This is a genomic window from Pontixanthobacter sp. CEM42, from assembly GCF_017812015.1.
GTDB lineage: Bacteria > Pseudomonadota > Alphaproteobacteria > Sphingomonadales > Sphingomonadaceae > Pontixanthobacter.
The window spans coordinates 450,232-466,197 of sequence record NZ_JADQTN010000001.1 but is presented as its reverse complement, the minus strand read 5'-3'; the positions used below and the strand labels follow the sequence as shown (position 1 = coordinate 466,197).

Below are 15,966 nucleotides of genomic sequence, written 5' to 3'. Positions count from 1 at the left end.
CATACAGCCTCAAAAGGTGAGAGTGCCACTCTCTACCAACCAAATGCTCCGCTATGCATTGGCGGCAGCGATCGTGCTGCAGGCAGTCATGATCTCGCTCGTCGCCGTTAACTGGGATGAGTTTTTCTTCTACCATCAGGTCTGGCAGTTCGCCCAAGAAGGCGTTCTAACAAGCGCAATCCAGACATTGCATGTTCGGCTGTTCGGCTGGATCACTTGGCTTCCGGGCGTCTCGGTCGATCACATAATCATCGCGAGATACGTAATGTTCGCGTTTGAGCTGGTAACACTGGGATCCATTTACGCGCTGGCCCGGCGATTCAGCACTCAAGATGCAGCACTTCTATGTGCTCTTGCCTATGTTTCGTTTGGGTTCGTCTTCATGCATGGATTCTCATTCCGCACGGATCCAATGGCGGCGGCATTTTTGTCGGGTGCGCTGGCTCTCTTCGCTTGGAAACGCCTGACTACACTATGGATCATAGCGATTGGCTGCCTGACAGCGTTGGCGTTCCTGACCACCATAAAGAGCATTCTTTGGGCCCCCGCGTTCGCAGGCTTAGCGTGGTTACGTTGGGCCGACGAAGGATATGATACGCGAGCGGCCATACGGCTTGTAGCGGTTGCCGCCGCCGTCACGGTGGCTGGCGCGTTCTTTTACTGGTTGCACAGCCTCGCTCTAGAGGCTGATCACGTCACCAAAACGGGAAATGCGGGCAGAAGCGCTGCGAGAAAAATGTTCTCATTAGGCATCCAGCCTTACTGGAACGTCATACCCAAAGCCATCACAACCGGGTTCGTCGGCGCTTTGTTGATCGCCTTTGCACCTTCCACTTGGAAGGCCACAGCTGCCGCCAAACGTATAGCTTTGATCGGATTGTGGCTGCCAGTTACTACGTTCCTGTTCTATCACAACACTGCACCGTATTTTTACGCGTTCATTCTGCCGCCTGTCTTCGTGGCCTGTGCGCCCGTCGCGAAACTCGCACTCGAAAAATACCGTCCCGCATTGATCGTCGCGGCAGTGACCATTGTATTGCCGATCCAGTTCTTGCCAGTCGATCATCGGGCAAAAGCCAACCAAATCGCGCTTATCGAAACGGCTGACAGAATGTTTGATCAACCCGTCCGATATTTCGATGCCAACTTTATGCTGGCTGGATTCGATAAGAAAAACGGATTCATGACCCCTTGGGGGATCGAATCATATCTGTGGGCGGAGAAGCGCGTTTATCGAGATGGGATGGCCAAAGAGACAATCCCATTGGTGGTCGAAAATGATAGCGCTTGGACACGGTTGCTCACGACCGATGAACCGGCTGGTGAATTTCTAGCCGAAGACGCCGCCGCAATCCGCGACACCTTCATCCACGCATGGGGCCCATTCTGGCTCGCGGGCATTGAACTTCCTGTGGGTCAAACCCGGAATTGGACCGTTCGCGTGCCGGGCGAGTATCACGTCCGGCAAGGCACGATCCAAATTGACGGGCAGACATATCGTGAAGGACAGATGGTTACGCTTGATAGAGGCGTCACCTCAATCACATCTGCCGGATCAACCAACGCTGAACTCATGTGGGCGGATGGTGTCACTATGCCCGAGGCCCCCATGCCACCGGGCCCGATCTGGACGTATTTCTGATGAGTACAGATGCCGACTTTCTGTTTGTGACGCGCAAATGGGCGCCTGCAATGGGCGGCATGGAGACATGGTCGCTCAAGTTGGCAGAAGGCCTAGCGAAGTTGCAGGCGATCGACCTCGTGGCACTACCAGGCAGGCGCAACGGCATGCCGGCTTCCGTGCTCGGCCTATTGCTGTTCCCGCTCACCGTGTTCCGAAGATACTGGAGCAGAAAATCAACGCCCTCGACATTGCTATTGGGCGATATGGCCATCTGGCCGCTGGCCCTGCCGCTTGTGTTCAGAAGCAAAGCGACCACCGTCCTAATTGCAGCACATGGTACGGACGTTTCTTATCATCGCAGAGGCGGTGTCAAAGGGCGGCTTTATGGCGCCTATCTGCGGTTGGGTTCACGCCTGCTTTCGCGCGCCAGAATCATAGCGAACTCCCAAGCTACTGCACAGGTTGCGAGCGAAACCGGATGGCGCAATTCCGCCGTTATACCATTGGGAACACAGCATTTTCCAACCCCTAAAAACAACGAGCATAACGGCCATATTCTATTCGCCGGTCGCTTGGTTCACCGTAAAGGTTGCGGCTGGTTCACTCGTGAGGTCCTGCCGCACCTGCCCGCCGATATCCGATTGCAAATTGCCGGCACCGGCTGGGACGCAAGCGAAGCGCATGTGATCGACGATCCACGAGTCGACTATCTCGGTTGCCTCGAACCCGACCAACTTGCCCTAGCATATAGTAAGGCACTGTGCGTTATCGTGCCGAATATCGAACCGGAGAACGGCGAGTATGAAGGGTTCGGTCTGGTCGCTCCGGAAGCGGCTGCCGCTGGTGGGATAGTACTCGCGGCCGATCACGGCGGGCTGCGTGATGCAGTAATCGATGGCGAAACGGGGCACTTGCTCGCTTGCGGAGAGGCGTCGGCGTGGGTTGATGCAATAGATGGCGTTGCGAAACTGTCGCCAAACGCAAGATCGGAATTCTGTCACGAAGCGCAAGCGGCTGCGCGCGAACACTTCAGCTGGGATCGCGTGGCCCCTGCGGTACTGTCGCTCGCCGGAACAAAACAATGAAATCCGTGATATCCGACCTCGCGCGCAAGGGGCGCACGCTTGCATCAGGTCCTGTAGCAAAAGCTTCGATAGTCAGTGTCGCGATCAAAGTAACTGGTTTGGCGCTATCTTTTGCGCAAGCGGTTATCGCCGCACGCCTGCTTGGTGTGGAGGGATATGGCATGGTCGCGGTCGCCCTTTCTGCAGCGCAGATCGGGGCTACGCTGGCTCTGTTCGGCTTTGGGTCGCTCGCAGTCCGTGAAATCGCCGGTTGGCTGGCTAGCAAGGCGACGCATCTGCTTGTGCCGTTCGCACGCCGCGCGGCGGCTCTCGTGCTACTACTGTCCGCGGTTGGAGCTACGATCGTCATCGCCATCGCGGGCTTTTGGCCTGAATATCGATCGGTCCTTCTGATTGGTGCAGCCATTATCCCGGTGCTAGCATTTATCCAGTTGCTGCGCGGGATCGCGCAGGGTTTTGGCGATGTCGCCGGCGCGCAATGGCCTGGTGAAATCATGCGTCCATTGCTACTGATCGGGCTGATTGGCCTTTCATTGACCTTTGCCCCGCTGGAGCCATCCGCTTTTCTCATTCTGTTCGCCGTCGCTGGTTTCGGCGGCGTGATCGCAGCTGCCTTGTTGGTGCGCATACATCTTATAACGCACAGTAGTGCGGTCGTTGCCCATTTCGCCAAACCACGATGGCTTGGCAAAGCAGCACCATTTTTCGGCCTGTCGCTTCTCGCGATCGTCCAGAGTGAGTTCGCCACGCTGATGTTGGCTTTGCTGGCGTCGCCCGAGCAGGCTGGCCTATACCAGCCGATTGCCCGCCTCACGCCGATAATTGCCCTTCCTGCGAGTGCCGCCGCCATGCGCTATGCCCCGCGCATTTCGGAGCTCTGGAATTCCCAGCAGCTGCCACGCTTGATCGGTGTAACGCGCGTCTACACACTCGCCACAACTGGTTTGACGACCCTCGCGACACTCATCCTTGCCGGGCTTGGCACATGGATATTGCAAATTTTCGGCGCGGATTTTGTGAGTGTAGCCGCCTTGTTGTGGATCGTGGGTGCGGGGCAGATTTTCAACACAGCCTGCGGCCCGGTTGGCTACCTTCTGACGATGACTGGTCACACACGCATCGCCACCATTGCCAAAGCCACGGGTGTCACCATAGCCTTGAGCATATCGGCGTTACTGATCCCTTATCAAGGCACTGCCGGCGCAGCGATAGGTGTTGCGGCAGGGCTCGTCGTCTGGAACATAATTTCGCTTGGAGCGGTCCGACGTGCGTTGGGTTTCGATCCCTCGTTATTACAGTTCATTACGGGCAAAAAGCAAAGAGCATGAGTACACCGTTCCCCAATCTCTACCTTGCTGGCGCTCCAAAATGCGGGACAACGTCATTTTATGACTGGCTTGCACAGCATCCCAGTATTTACGCGCCGCAGTTGAAGGAGCCGGTTTACTTCGGTTCTGATCTGACCTCCGGATCTGGGCGGTATAGCGAGCAGGACTACCTCTCCGCTTATGAGAGACGCACAGATGAGCAATACGCACTCGATGGGTCTACGCACTATTTCTATGCGAAAGAGGCGCCGGTCGAAATTGCTGCAAAGTCGCCTGACTCAAAGATAATTATCGCTCTCCGTCATCCCGCAGAGGCAGTGCACTCAATGTTTCATCAACTCCGCTTCAACGGCGCTGAGACCTTGGACGACTTCCAAAAATCGCTTGAAGCAGAATTCCCCCGCGCGGCCAATCCCCAACCACTGCGCCGCGGATTTCCCGAAAATCTGCTCTATTCGCGCGTCTATGCCATGCGTGAGAATGTCCAGCGGTTCGTCGCTCAATTCGGCCGAAACAATGTGCGCGTTATTCTGCTTGATGATTTGAAATCAGACGCTGAAGGATGTCTACGCGAAACATACAAGTGGCTTGGACTTGATCCTTCAATAGCCGCTTCAACTAATCTCGCGACCAAGAACGGTGCCAAGCGCGCGCGATCGCGCATGATGCAAGATCTTGCCTCCTATCCACCAGGATGGATCGGGAAGTTCACTAGGCCACTTTTCAAGCCTGAGACACGGTACCGAATCAGATCATGGCTACGGCAGAAAAATATTGCCGAAGCCGCAAATCCGCCAATGGATGATGGATGCCGTGCTATGCTCGTTGAACGTCACGCCAACGATGTCCTGTGGCTCGAAAGTTTTCTACAACGTGATTTATCACATTGGAAACAATAGTTTTTAACCAAACCAACGATCAAGTCGACCAAGGTTTGTAGCCAGTCCCAAAATACATCTGCCTGCGAATAAATGCTGCCTAAACAATATTGCCAATGGTGCGATCAACGCGAATATCACCGTCTTCGAAACAGCTTTGATAATACCGACGACACTAGAGGGATTTGCTGCCGCAAAGTTGCGTCCTATCCGCATTTGCCGCTTGAAGGCCCATTTAAGGCGCATTTCATCTTCACTGATTATGTGGCGCCCTGTCCCGGCGGGTACATGTAGAATACCTCCATCGACGGGTGCCATTTGTAGCGCGATTTTAGTGTCGAGTCCGCCAGTGACTTTTGTTTTGGTTGCGCCCAGATTGGAAGATTTCTCATCAAATCTGACTGCTCCCAGCGCGCTTCGCCGGATGGCAAAATTTCCACCTTTGACGTCAAGCGCCGAGTAAGGGCCATAAGGCGCTTCAGGGTTGGTGCACCCGCATGCTTTTCCGATATTCGCCATGGCAACCAGCCATTCGGGAGGATTTCCAACCCAATCCGGTCTTAATTGCCCAGCGAGTAAGGATGCTACCGGTGAGTGTTCGGCACCACGTCGATACGCTTCTAACCACCCTGGGCCGACCAGAATATCATCATCGATGAAAACCAACCAATCGCCCGCCGCACTCTCTATCGCAGAGTTCAGTGCATAAGCCTTGCCCGGACGCGATTCGGACAGAATCTGAGCATCCAGCGCCGCGCAATACTCCTGCATGATGTCAGGCGTTGCATCGGTGCTCGCATTATCTACCAGTAGCACCTCAACGCTCGGGTCAATCCGTATCGCTTCAACAAGTGCGGACAAACAGCGCGGTAAAGTGTCTGCGCCATTGCGCGATGCTAGAATTATCGACCATAGTGGCGATGTCACAAAGCGCTCCTGCAGATGTCCAACTTTATCCGGATAAAGATGCCCGAACCTGTCCCTAAAATCACTGTACTAATGACGGTTTTCAACGGCGGCAGTTATCTTGTCGAGGCCGTGGATAGTATCCTGCAGCAAACTATGTCCGATCTCGAGCTGATCGTGGTCGATGATTGTTCGACAGATTCAACCGAAGCTGTGCTGGCAGACTACATGCAACGTGATGACCGGGTTCGCGTGATCCGGAACACTGAAAACCTTGGTCCCTACCCCAGCGCGAATAAAGGCCTGCAATATGCACGCGCGCCGCTTATCGCACGTTTGGATGGCGACGATATCGCACAGCCCGATATGCTACAGCGCCAATTCGATTTTCTCAACGCGCACCCCGACTGCCTGATAGTCGGCGGCGGTTATCGATCAATCGAGGCTGATGGATCGCCGAGATACACACGGCATAATGCGATGGATTTCAACACATGTGCATTTGTTGCACGGATCCGGATGCCAATGATCCATTGCTTTTGCTTCCGTGCACGAATGCCCGATGGCACTCCGGTTAGATATGATGAGAATTTACCAATCGCAGGCGATTACGGGCTGGCCGCCGCATTGGCTTCTTCAGGTCTGGGCGCATCGCTTAGCGGAATACTAATCCAGTACCGGATGCATGCCACCAACATTACCTCTACCAAACTGGATCGCCAACGCCATTTCGCGCACGCAATCGCAAGTGCCGCAATCGGCCGCCATTATCCAGCGAATATCACCGATGATTTGGCTGCTCTTCTGGATGTATTTTATCGGCGAGAAGAGGCAACCACTGCGCGATTCCGACAGGCACTGTGCGGGCTCGACAATGCGATCGCATACGATCTGGGAAAAGGTGGCAATCCTGCCATCAAAGAACGTGCCGCCGGTATTCTGGCCGAAGCATTTGCAAAGGCACTACCGCTGCAATTCGTCTGCCGCGCTCCGCATCATCTTCTCCCGTTGGCAAAGCGTTTTGCGAGGTTAAGGAACATCCTCTCACAGCGCAGCATCTAGCCAGAAAATTTACCCCACAACCATCCGATTGCGTAAGGCGGTACATAAAGCGGCGCGAGTAACCAATCAGCATTGGTCCGTTTCCCACCCGGCGATGGTGCTCCGCCCATTTTCGCGCGGCCATGGCCGGCATAGACCAGCCGCTTTGCAATCCAGCCGAGCCCGGTACGTTCCGGCTCTATCAGATGGGTAACAACTGCACTGCCGACATACAGCGAACGATATCCGAGCGCGCGTGCCCTAGTCGTAAAATCGCTCTCTTCGCCGCCGAATAACCGCCCGTCTCGCCGACCCAAATTCTCATCAAAACGAAAGTCACGCGGCAACTTGCCCATATCGACGCCGAAACCCGCTCCAACCACACGGTGATAGGGCTGCGTGGAACCTCCAAGATCGAGCAATGAATATTGGTCATATACTGCGCGTGCCTTGGCCAAAGCAGGTGGATTTCCCGGCCATTGCGGGACGATGCGTGCGCCGGCAACCGCAACATCGTCATTTACAAGTTTTGCCGCCAATTGAGCCGCGTAGTCAGGTGCAGCAAGCGCATCAGCATCAAGGAACATGATCAAGCCGTGTCGTGCTTCATCAAGTGCCAAGTTGCGCGCCGCAGATAAGCCAGCGAGTTTTCTTCTGACAATCCGCAATTCCAGTTTCGCGCCCGGAAAATCGTCAGCAGTGATTGCGGAATCGACTTGCTGCTCAACAAAAACGACCTCACCGCTTACACCCTCTTGCGCAAGTGCATGCGCCAGGGATTGGCGCACCAAGGAATCAGGCTCAGCAAAACGAGTCAATGTAAGCGTTACAGCGCGCGGTTTGTCGGAACTCATCGGGATCCTCTTAGCAATTTTTTAGCCAATAACCGCAAGAACCTCGCAAGGCTTTAGGAAAAAATAAGGTTTCCGCCCTATTCACCATTTCTGATCACAGGTGCTTGGGTCTCTTGGTCCAGCGCTGAACAATGAATTTCGCGGCTCCAAACCAATGGGCTGCATAGAGGGGACGCGACGATGAGCGCTTTCGGACGTAAGAATGGACCAAGCGGGATGAAACCCGGCGCACGTCCCTCTTTCGGCGTAGCCCGCCCGATGAAGGGCGGCGAAAGCGCCGCGCCTGCAAAGGAAGATGTTCCACCTCCGGGCGGTGAACAATTCCCGCCTCTACCAGGCGAAGATCCAACCGCGCCTGCAGAGCCGGCACCAAGCGGGCAGCCGAACAAAAATGATGCAATGACTCGCCTTGCCGACCGCGCCAATGCGGTAATGGAAGGCAACGCAGAAGTTGGCGGTTTCGAAGCCAGCGTTCACAAGATCAAGGAGCAAGTGCTTCCGCGCCTGCTTGAACGGGTTGATCCAGAGGCAGCGGCAACGCTGACCAAGGAAGAACTGTCCGAAGAGTTCCGCCCAATCATCATGGAAGTGCTGGCCGAGCTTAAGGTCACGCTGAACCGCCGTGAGCAGTTTGCTCTCGAGAAAGTCCTGATCGACGAATTGCTCGGTTTTGGTCCTCTCGAAGAACTACTGAACGATCCTGATATCTCGGATATTATGGTCAACGGCCCTGACCAAACATATATCGAGAAAAGCGGTAAACTGGTGCAGGCACCGATCCGCTTCCGCGATGAGAACCATCTGTTCCAAATCGCTCAACGTATCGTGAACCAGGTTGGCCGCCGCGTCGACCAAACCACACCGCTTGCCGATGCCCGCTTGAAAGACGGTTCGCGTGTGAACGTCATCGTTCCACCGCTGTCGCTCAAAGGCACTGCGATCTCAATTCGTAAATTCTCCGAGAAACCGATTACGATCGACATGCTCAAAGAGTTTGGCTCGATGAGCGACAAAATGGCCACCGCGCTGAAAATCGCGGGTGCATGCCGGATGAATGTCGTTATCTCGGGCGGTACGGGTTCGGGTAAAACAACCATGCTCAACGCCCTTTCGAAAATGATCGACCCGGGTGAACGCGTTCTGACGATTGAGGATGCTGCCGAGCTTCGTCTGCAACAGCCACACTGGCTTCCACTCGAAACACGCCCACCTAACCTTGAAGGCCAAGGGGCGATTACCATCGGCGACCTTGTTAAAAACGCCCTGCGTATGCGTCCTGACCGGATTATTCTGGGTGAGATTCGTGGTGCAGAATGTTTCGATCTTCTCGCCGCGATGAACACGGGCCACGATGGCTCCATGTGTACGCTTCACGCCAACTCTCCTCGCGAGTGTCTTGGCCGTATGGAAAACATGATTTTGATGGGTGACATCAAGATCCCAAAAGAAGCCATTTCACGCCAGATTGCCGAATCGGTCGACATCATTGTGCAGGTGAAACGTCTTCGCGATGGCTCGCGCCGTACAACCAACATCACTGAGGTGATCGGGATGGAAGGCGACGTGATCGTTACGCAGGAATTGTTCAAGTTCGAATATCTGGACGAGGATGATGACGGTAAGATCATCGGCGAATATCGCGCGTCGGGCCTACGTCCTTATACACTCGAGAAATCGCGTCAGTTCGGTTTCGATCAAGCGTATTTGGAGGCGTGTCTCTAAAGAGACCCGCAGCTCAGTCGCCGGGCCGCGGCGCATCCGCGTTGCTTGGCTACCTGGTATAAGCTCAGGCGCTCGGTCGCGCTTGCGATGCCCAACAGCATCGGAATTAGTCTGGTATCTAACCGCGACTACTCGCCGCTGAATATTCCCTTCACTGCGAGGGCGATCAACCCTGCGCCGATCATCGCGCTGAACATAAATACACTCGTCCACGGAACCCAGCCGATCCGGTCGATCCGCGCGACTTTGTTGCGGCGTTTCTCGGCGAACAGCGCAAAAATCGCAACGCCGATCAGCGCCAGCCCCCAAAGGCCGACAATCTCCGCCTCGCTGGCAAACGTCCAAAATCGTTCGATCTGATCAGCCCATGACATAGCCTGCGCCATATGGGAGCGTGGACTATGCTTCTCAATAGGAGAAGTGCGGTTGATCGGCACTCTACTTGCCCTAAGGCCGCGCAATGGACGGTTCCGTTGCTTCTCCGCGCCCAATGTTGGCTTTGGGTGTGCGCCTGCTAACGGCGCTGACGCTTGCGACAATGGGGGCGTTGCTGAAGCTGGCCGAACAGCGCGGTGCGCATTTGCTTGAGCTTATATTCTGGCGGCAAGCTCTAACAGTCCTGTTGGTTGGTGGCTTTCTGCTGCTGATCGGTAAGATCGCGACTGTTAAAACCCAACGCCTATCAGCGCATATCCGCCGCGCCGTATACGGCATTACCGGCATGGTTTTTGTCTATGGCGCGATTGTCCTGCTTCCTTTGGCAGAGGCCACGACGCTGAGCTTCACAACGCCTATGTGGGCAGTGATCCTGTCTATGGTGTTGTTCCGTGAGAAGATCGGCTTCTACCGCGGCGCAGCAATTGCTTTGGGCTTCGCCGGCGTGCTGATCGTGATGCAGCCAGGCGGCGATATGCTCAATCCGGCAGGTACAGTTGTGGGATTGATTGCTGCCTTCTTGGTCGCTTTGATCTCTATCCAAATCCAAGACTTGAACACGACCGAGAGCCCTTGGGCGATTGTGTTCTGGTTCACTGCACTCACCGCACCGCTTGCTGCCCTCGCCATGCCATTTGTCGCCAGCGCCCATGATCAGACAACGTGGCTGATTATCCTCGCGATGGCTTTGTGCGGCGCGACTGCGCAAATGCTACTTACCACCAGTCTGCGCTTCGGTTCGGCTGCCACGATCATCATCATGGACTACACATCGTTGATCTGGGCGACATTGTTCGGTTATTTCATCTTCGAGCGCGTCCCGCCGGCTACGCTGGCAATCGGCGCTCCACTCATCATAGCTTCAGGGCTACTCGTCGCATGGCGCCAGAGGGTATTGTCGAAACAGACGCCCGCCCCGACCGAAGCTTAGGGAACCGCAAACCACTCCCCGCGTTTTTACTTCACATGCGAGCGCAACTTGCGCGCAGAATTTTGGAGTAGAGATCATGACCCGCAAGGTATTTATAGCCATCGGTATCGCCGCAATGTCGCTCACTGCGACGGCGTGCAATACGGTAAAAGGCCTTGGCGAAGACATCCAATCAGTCGGTCAAACCGGTGAGGATGCCATCAATTAATCAGTAACACCCGCAAGGGTCGCAGGGTTTCGCCCGTCCGATCAACCGGGCGGGCGTTGCTCTACCTGCGGTATACGAGAAGCAAATTGTTGGCCGGCATCGCATGGCGAGCGATACGGCTAAGCCCATGCTCATCCGCTAAAGCATCCAGTTCGGCAACATTCCGCAGGCCCCACTCCGGATCGCGCGTTTTCAAACTTCGATCAAAGTCGAGATTGGACGGGGCGGTCAGTACATTGTCCTCAATGTAAGGGCCGTATGTAATCAAGGAACCCCCTTCTGTTAGGACATGTCCAGCGTTGCGAAACAGGCCAGCAGTTGCCGCCCACGGACTGATATGGATCATGTTGCAGCACAAAATCGCCTCGCAACTCATCTCTTTCCAAACGATCGATGCGTCCAACTCAATTGGCGGAAGGATGTTGGTCAACTTGGCTTCGACAGACCAAGCGGAGATTGATGCCAATGCATCGTCTTCGTAGTCACTGGGTTGCCAGATCAGATCAGGGAACCGCTCGGCTAGATATATCACGTGCTCACCAGAGCCGCTGGCAACTTCCAACACCGTTCCTCGAGGCGGAAGTTCACAGCCAAGCACGTCAGCAATCGCCTCTCGATTGCGCAATGTCGCAGGAGCGTGACGCTTCATCGAAGTGCTCGATCACACATTGATGCGGTTGCGTTTCCAGCCGAAAGTCCGCGCACGACCTTCACGGATAATAAGCCACAAGAGCAAGCCAATCGGGCCGAGCATGAAGGTGAGCAACAGGATAGGTGCCTGCAATACCCGCGAGAAATATTTCGCATCGGCATCGCGTGCTATCCAAAGGCCGACAAACAGATCGAACGCAAGATAGTGAACCCAGCCCACTGTCAGGCCACCATCGGATGCGAACAATGCGCGCACGCCTTCAATACTGGTGAAGCCACCCTGCGCGTCATCCGGTCCGACCGGATCAACAAAACCGCCGATGATCGAGATCATGCTAACGGAATACACTAGGCAGAGGAGCGCGACGCCCAGATACATTACCGCGCTTAGTGTGATTGGCTTACGCGGCAACAGGATCAGTACAAACCACGCCAGCATCGCCAGAAAATTTGCCGACTTGAATACAAAATCCCACATGGCTTTCCCCTGTGCTACCCCTGCAACTGCGGGAGGCTATGGGCCGCCCGCAAAATTGCATCATTGTCATGTTTGAACTTGCCTGCCGCTTTGCGCATCGACAGCGCCAGTGCAGCATCAGCCACGTCCTTCACCGAGGTCGAGCGGTATTTACGGTATTTTCCGTGCAACAGCAGATCGGTCAGCGGACTAAGCAAGATACCCAGCCTCTCCGCTGCCCGGCGATCATTGCTGCGCTCCCCGCGCAATAGGCCCGGCCGGAAGATATCAACACGGTCAAAGCCAATCTTGAGTAGATCGCGCTCGACCTCGCCTTTGACGCGGAGATAGAAGCTCTTCGATCCGGTATCCGCCCCAATCGAACTTATCGCGATAATCCGTTTCACACCGTGATCATGCGCGGCCTTGGCAGTATCGAGAACTAGGTGCTCATCAACCGCGCGAAAGGCTTCTTCGCTCTTGCCAGATTTGTTCCACGTTGTGCCCAAAGCGCTGACCAGAACGTCCGGTTTGATTTGCCCGATCACTTCTCCCCACTGGCTAGGATCGGCAAGCATCAGCTCCATCCGCACGCCCTTCGGCAACTTCATTTCGCGGCGGGCAACGCCGATAATACGTACATCCTCACGTCCGGTGGCCTGCTCGATAATCGTGCGGCCAATCAGGCCGGTAGCCCCGACAATCGCAATCTTCACAGGGTCAGACATTGCTCAACCCATCGGGTGCCGAACCATAAATCTTGGCGCATTGATCGATGGCGTAGCGGTCAGTCATACCAGCGATATAGTCCGCAACGTGACGGCTGCGAGCAGGTTCGCTTTCGGGCAAAGTCGCGTACCAATCGCGTGGTAGAAGCGAAGCATCCTGCTCGTAAGCGGCGTATATCCGCGACACGACATCGCGCGCTTTCTCCGCCGTCGAAAGCTGCTCAGGATGGTAATAGAGCTTCTCATACATGAAGTTCTTCAGCTTCCTTTCCGCCTGGGCAAAGCTGGGCGAGAAGGTCGCGAGCACCTGCCCGGCCTCGTGCACATTATTCAGCGTTTCGATACCGCCCATCGCATTGCGCGTATGTTCAATCACATCATTGACCATCAGCCCGATTTGCCCACGGACCAACTCGCGCAACTGACGCTCTCTTTGCGCGCCGGGGAAGCGGTTTTCGACCATTCGCCACTGGTCGGCGACGAAATCGATTGTGAGCAGCTCATCCAGATCGATGAAGCCGGCACGCAACCCATCATCAATGTCGTGATTGTCGTAAGCGATATCATCCGCGATCGCTGCGACCTGCGCCTCCAGTGATGGATATTTGCGCAATGCAAGCGGGTAGTCGGCATCAAGCTCGGATAGCGCCCAACCGGGTTCCTCGACCGGGCCGTTATGCTTGGCCAGCCCTTCGAGCAGTTCCCAAGTCAGATTTAGCCCCTCATGGTCGCAATAGGGGCTTTCGAGCCGCATCAGCGTGCGCAGTGATTGCGCGTTGTGGTCGAACCCGCCATGTTTCTCCATCGCCAGTGATAGAGCTTTCTCCCCCGCATGCCCGAATGGCGGATGGCCGATATCATGCGCGAGGCACAGCGCCTCGGTCAGATCTTCGTCCAGACCCAGTGTCCGCGCGATCACACGGCCGATCTGTGCGACTTCCAGACTATGGGTCAGACGCGTGCGATAGTGGTCACCATCAGGCGCAATAAACACCTGCGTTTTGCTACGCAGACGGCGGAAGGAGATCGAATGGATAATCCGGTCGCGGTCGCGCTGGAATTCACTGCGCGGACCACGCGTGCCACCTCTGTTTTCGGGGAATTCACGGCCGCGCGAAGCGGTCGGGTCAGCGGCATATGGGGCGCGTGTCATCGGTGAGCGCGGCTTAGAGAAAGCGGTGCCAACCGACAACGGGAACAATCTGGCAACAGATCAATCGTCCTGTTCTTCTTTACCGAATATCCAATCCACCGCCGCCTCACAATGGATGCCAGCCGAGTCGAAGATCGGCAGGACATTGGCGTTGATATCGACCACCAGTTCCAGCTCGGTGCAGGCTAGGATGATCGCAGTAGCGCCGCGTTGCTCCTTTTGCGTAATAATCGTTTTGAACAGCCGTTCCGCATCGCGGCTAGCTTTGCCGGCCATCAACTCTTCATAGATGATCTTATCGATCAGCTCGACATTGGCCATCTCGGGCGACATCAAATCAACCCCATGCGCAACAATCCGTTGGCGGAAGAAGCTCTCTGTCATAACGTTGCGGCGGCCGATCAGCGCGACGTTGGTTTTGCCTGCCTTTGCAACCTTCGCGCCAATGCAGTCGCCCGCATGAAGGATCGGAATATCGACTGCCTCGGAAATCGCCGCAAAGTCCTTGTGCATCGAGTTTGCGCATATCACGAGACCCTCTGCACCTGCTTGTTCCATCCGCTTGGCAGATGCGATCAGGTGCTGGGTCGCCGCATCCCAATCGGCATCATCCTTCAGCGCATGCAACGAAGCAAAGTCGAGGCTTTCCATCAGCAATGGCGCGGTCGTTCGAGGCGTAGTCCGGCGCTGGACAAGCCGGTTGATTTGTTCAAAATATGTCCGGGTAGAGACCCAGCTCATCCCACCAATCAATCCCAATTTGCGCACTAACGAACGTCCCTGCTTAAACCCCGCGAGCATGATCGCGACGCCGCAGCTTATGCAGGAGATCGGCCCGCGTCTATAGGGCTGCGTTAACCCCTACTCAGCACCAACTTCGGTGGTTGCTGTCAGATTTTCCATGAAATTTCTGACATCCATCGCACTGCGAACGGGCGCTTCTTCCATCGGCATGTGACCAATTTCTCCATAATTGGCCAAGGTCGCATTGGGCAGACGGTCCATATACCAGCCCGCTGCCTCGTATGGGATCAGCGAGTCCTCCTCACCCCACATCACGAGTGTTGGCACGGTAGTGGCACGGATTTTGTCCTCATCAAATGCCTGCCGCGGCGTGGAGAAACGCTTGAGCGTAGCCTGACGGTTGCCCGGATAGCGACCCAGCTCCCAGTACCGATCAATCGCCTCATCGGTGACAATATCCTGATTGAAAACGCTTTGGGACAGGCTTGTTTCCACCATTGAGCGCGGCGTTATCTGGCCCATAACCTTGTTGATTCCGGGCATCGCAGCGAGCGTGAACAGCAAGTTCCCGCCACCTTCGCGTTTGATATCGGCACCGCCTGCGTCAACCAGTATCAAACCGTTCAGGCGCTCTGGATGCTCCAGCGCATAACCCATTGAAATTGCGCCGCCCATAGAATTTCCAGCAAGCACGAATTTCTCAATCTCAAGCGCATCCGCAACATCGTTGATGTCCGCAACGAAAGCTTCGAGCGCATAATTATCGTCTTTCGCTGGTCCGGTCAGTCCATGGCCAATCTGGTCGAACCGGACGACGCGATAATCTTGCTTGAGCGCTTCTGCCCACGGCTGCCACGTATGAATGTCCGCGTTCGAGCCATGGAGCAGCATAATGACCGGAGCATCTCTCGGCCCCTCGTCGCGCAGATGGACTGTCAGCCCATCGGCCATCTCAACAAATTGCGATGGCTCGCCGCCATATTTGGCGCGCATCTCTGCGGGATCGGTATCTGGCGTGCGCAGGAACAAAAACGCGATGACCAGCAGCGCGAGGATAATCCCGACGATTCGGAGAAGCCATTTCATTTCAATTATCCTTCATATTCACCGGCGAAACCCTACACGATGGAACACATGGAACAGGGTCCAAAGTGAGAAATTCAAGCGCTCAATCGATGATCATTCTCGCCCGCAATTCTCGTCCAATGTCAGATCCTGTTA

The 15,966-nt window shown here is 55.4% G+C and carries 17 protein-coding genes; 8 read left to right on the top strand and 9 right to left on the bottom strand.

Annotated features, from left to right (window positions below):
• The first annotated feature begins 22 nt into the window (after positions 1-22).
• From J9777_RS02195 to J9777_RS02180, 4 genes are read left to right on the top strand one after another with little or no spacing between them, the layout of a single operon-like run.
• Entirely contained in the window at positions 23-1,642 is a 1,620-nt protein-coding gene (locus tag J9777_RS02195; protein WP_209347159.1) for a hypothetical protein, read from the top strand.
• Positions 1,642-2,709: a glycosyltransferase family 4 protein gene (locus tag J9777_RS02190; RefSeq protein ID WP_209347158.1), complete on the top strand. Its 1,068-nt coding sequence runs from the start codon at positions 1,642-1,644 to the stop codon at positions 2,707-2,709. Before J9777_RS02195 ends, J9777_RS02190 begins: the two co-directional genes overlap by 1 nt.
• The gene (locus tag J9777_RS02185; RefSeq protein WP_209347157.1) at positions 2,706-4,037 is read left to right on the top strand and encodes an oligosaccharide flippase family protein; all 1,332 of its coding nucleotides are present in this window, start codon (positions 2,706-2,708) and stop codon (positions 4,035-4,037) included. The genes J9777_RS02190 and J9777_RS02185 overlap by 4 nt, the downstream gene beginning before the upstream one ends.
• Positions 4,034-4,936, top strand: coding sequence for a sulfotransferase domain-containing protein (locus tag J9777_RS02180; RefSeq protein ID WP_209347156.1), 903 nt, complete (start codon positions 4,034-4,036; stop codon positions 4,934-4,936). Before J9777_RS02185 ends, J9777_RS02180 begins: the two co-directional genes overlap by 4 nt.
• Before the next feature lie 3 nt (positions 4,937-4,939).
• Here J9777_RS02180 and J9777_RS02175 read toward each other — a convergent pair whose 3' ends face one another.
• A complete protein-coding gene (locus tag J9777_RS02175; RefSeq protein WP_209347155.1) occupies positions 4,940-5,842 on the bottom strand; it encodes a glycosyltransferase family 2 protein in 903 nt (300 codons plus the stop codon).
• 15 nt (positions 5,843-5,857) lie between these two features.
• Here J9777_RS02175 and J9777_RS02170 point away from each other — a divergent pair, with 15 nt between their 5' ends.
• Positions 5,858-6,883: a glycosyltransferase family 2 protein gene (locus J9777_RS02170; protein ID WP_209347154.1), complete on the top strand. Its 1,026-nt coding sequence runs from the start codon at positions 5,858-5,860 to the stop codon at positions 6,881-6,883.
• Here the strand turns inward: J9777_RS02170 and J9777_RS02165 are convergent.
• Positions 6,880-7,716: a glycosyltransferase gene (locus J9777_RS02165; RefSeq protein WP_209347153.1), complete on the bottom strand. Its 837-nt coding sequence runs from the start codon at positions 7,714-7,716 to the stop codon at positions 6,880-6,882. The genes J9777_RS02170 and J9777_RS02165 overlap by 4 nt on opposite strands.
• Positions 7,717-7,896: 180 nt before the next feature.
• Here J9777_RS02165 and J9777_RS02160 point away from each other — a divergent pair, with 180 nt between their 5' ends.
• Complete coding sequence (locus tag J9777_RS02160) at positions 7,897-9,438, top strand: ATPase, T2SS/T4P/T4SS family (protein WP_209347152.1); 1,542 nt, start codon at positions 7,897-7,899, stop codon at positions 9,436-9,438.
• Positions 9,439-9,566: 128 nt separating this feature from the next.
• Here J9777_RS02160 and J9777_RS02155 read toward each other — a convergent pair whose 3' ends face one another.
• Positions 9,567-9,812 (bottom strand): hypothetical protein, encoded by a 246-nt coding sequence (locus tag J9777_RS02155; RefSeq protein ID WP_209347151.1) that lies wholly within the window; start codon positions 9,810-9,812, stop codon positions 9,567-9,569.
• A gap of 86 nt (positions 9,813-9,898) precedes the next feature.
• On the opposite strand from J9777_RS02155, the gene J9777_RS02150 reads away from it, so the two are divergent.
• Positions 9,899-10,804 (top strand): DMT family transporter, encoded by a 906-nt coding sequence (locus tag J9777_RS02150; RefSeq protein WP_209347150.1) that lies wholly within the window; start codon positions 9,899-9,901, stop codon positions 10,802-10,804.
• Between the two features lie 76 nt (positions 10,805-10,880).
• Positions 10,881-11,012, top strand: a complete 132-nt coding sequence (locus J9777_RS02145; protein ID WP_209347149.1) for an entericidin A/B family lipoprotein — start codon at positions 10,881-10,883, stop codon at positions 11,010-11,012.
• A gap of 61 nt (positions 11,013-11,073) precedes the next feature.
• Here the strand turns inward: J9777_RS02145 and J9777_RS02140 are convergent, their stop codons facing one another.
• Genes J9777_RS02140 through J9777_RS02115 form a run of 6 tightly spaced genes read right to left on the bottom strand, consistent with a single transcriptional unit; the run spans position 11,074 to position 15,831 of the window.
• Positions 11,074-11,661 (bottom strand): DUF938 domain-containing protein, encoded by a 588-nt coding sequence (locus tag J9777_RS02140; protein WP_209347148.1) that lies wholly within the window; start codon positions 11,659-11,661, stop codon positions 11,074-11,076.
• A 12-nt stretch (positions 11,662-11,673) separates the two neighbouring features.
• Complete coding sequence (locus tag J9777_RS02135; protein ID WP_209347147.1) at positions 11,674-12,141, bottom strand: ABA4-like family protein; 468 nt, start codon at positions 12,139-12,141, stop codon at positions 11,674-11,676.
• 14 nt (positions 12,142-12,155) lie between these two features.
• The gene (locus J9777_RS02130) at positions 12,156-12,848 is read right to left on the bottom strand and encodes an NAD(P)H-binding protein (RefSeq protein WP_209347146.1); all 693 of its coding nucleotides are present in this window, start codon (positions 12,846-12,848) and stop codon (positions 12,156-12,158) included.
• Positions 12,841-14,001: a deoxyguanosinetriphosphate triphosphohydrolase gene (locus tag J9777_RS02125; protein ID WP_209347145.1), complete on the bottom strand. Its 1,161-nt coding sequence runs from the start codon at positions 13,999-14,001 to the stop codon at positions 12,841-12,843. Before J9777_RS02125 ends, J9777_RS02130 begins: the two co-directional genes overlap by 8 nt.
• A 60-nt stretch (positions 14,002-14,061) precedes the next feature.
• The gene (locus J9777_RS02120; protein ID WP_280842169.1) at positions 14,062-14,802 is read right to left on the bottom strand and encodes an amino acid racemase; all 741 of its coding nucleotides are present in this window, start codon (positions 14,800-14,802) and stop codon (positions 14,062-14,064) included.
• A gap of 60 nt (positions 14,803-14,862) precedes the next feature.
• The gene (locus J9777_RS02115) at positions 14,863-15,831 is read right to left on the bottom strand and encodes an alpha/beta hydrolase (protein ID WP_209347143.1); all 969 of its coding nucleotides are present in this window, start codon (positions 15,829-15,831) and stop codon (positions 14,863-14,865) included.
• Positions 15,832-15,966 lie beyond the last annotated feature (135 nt).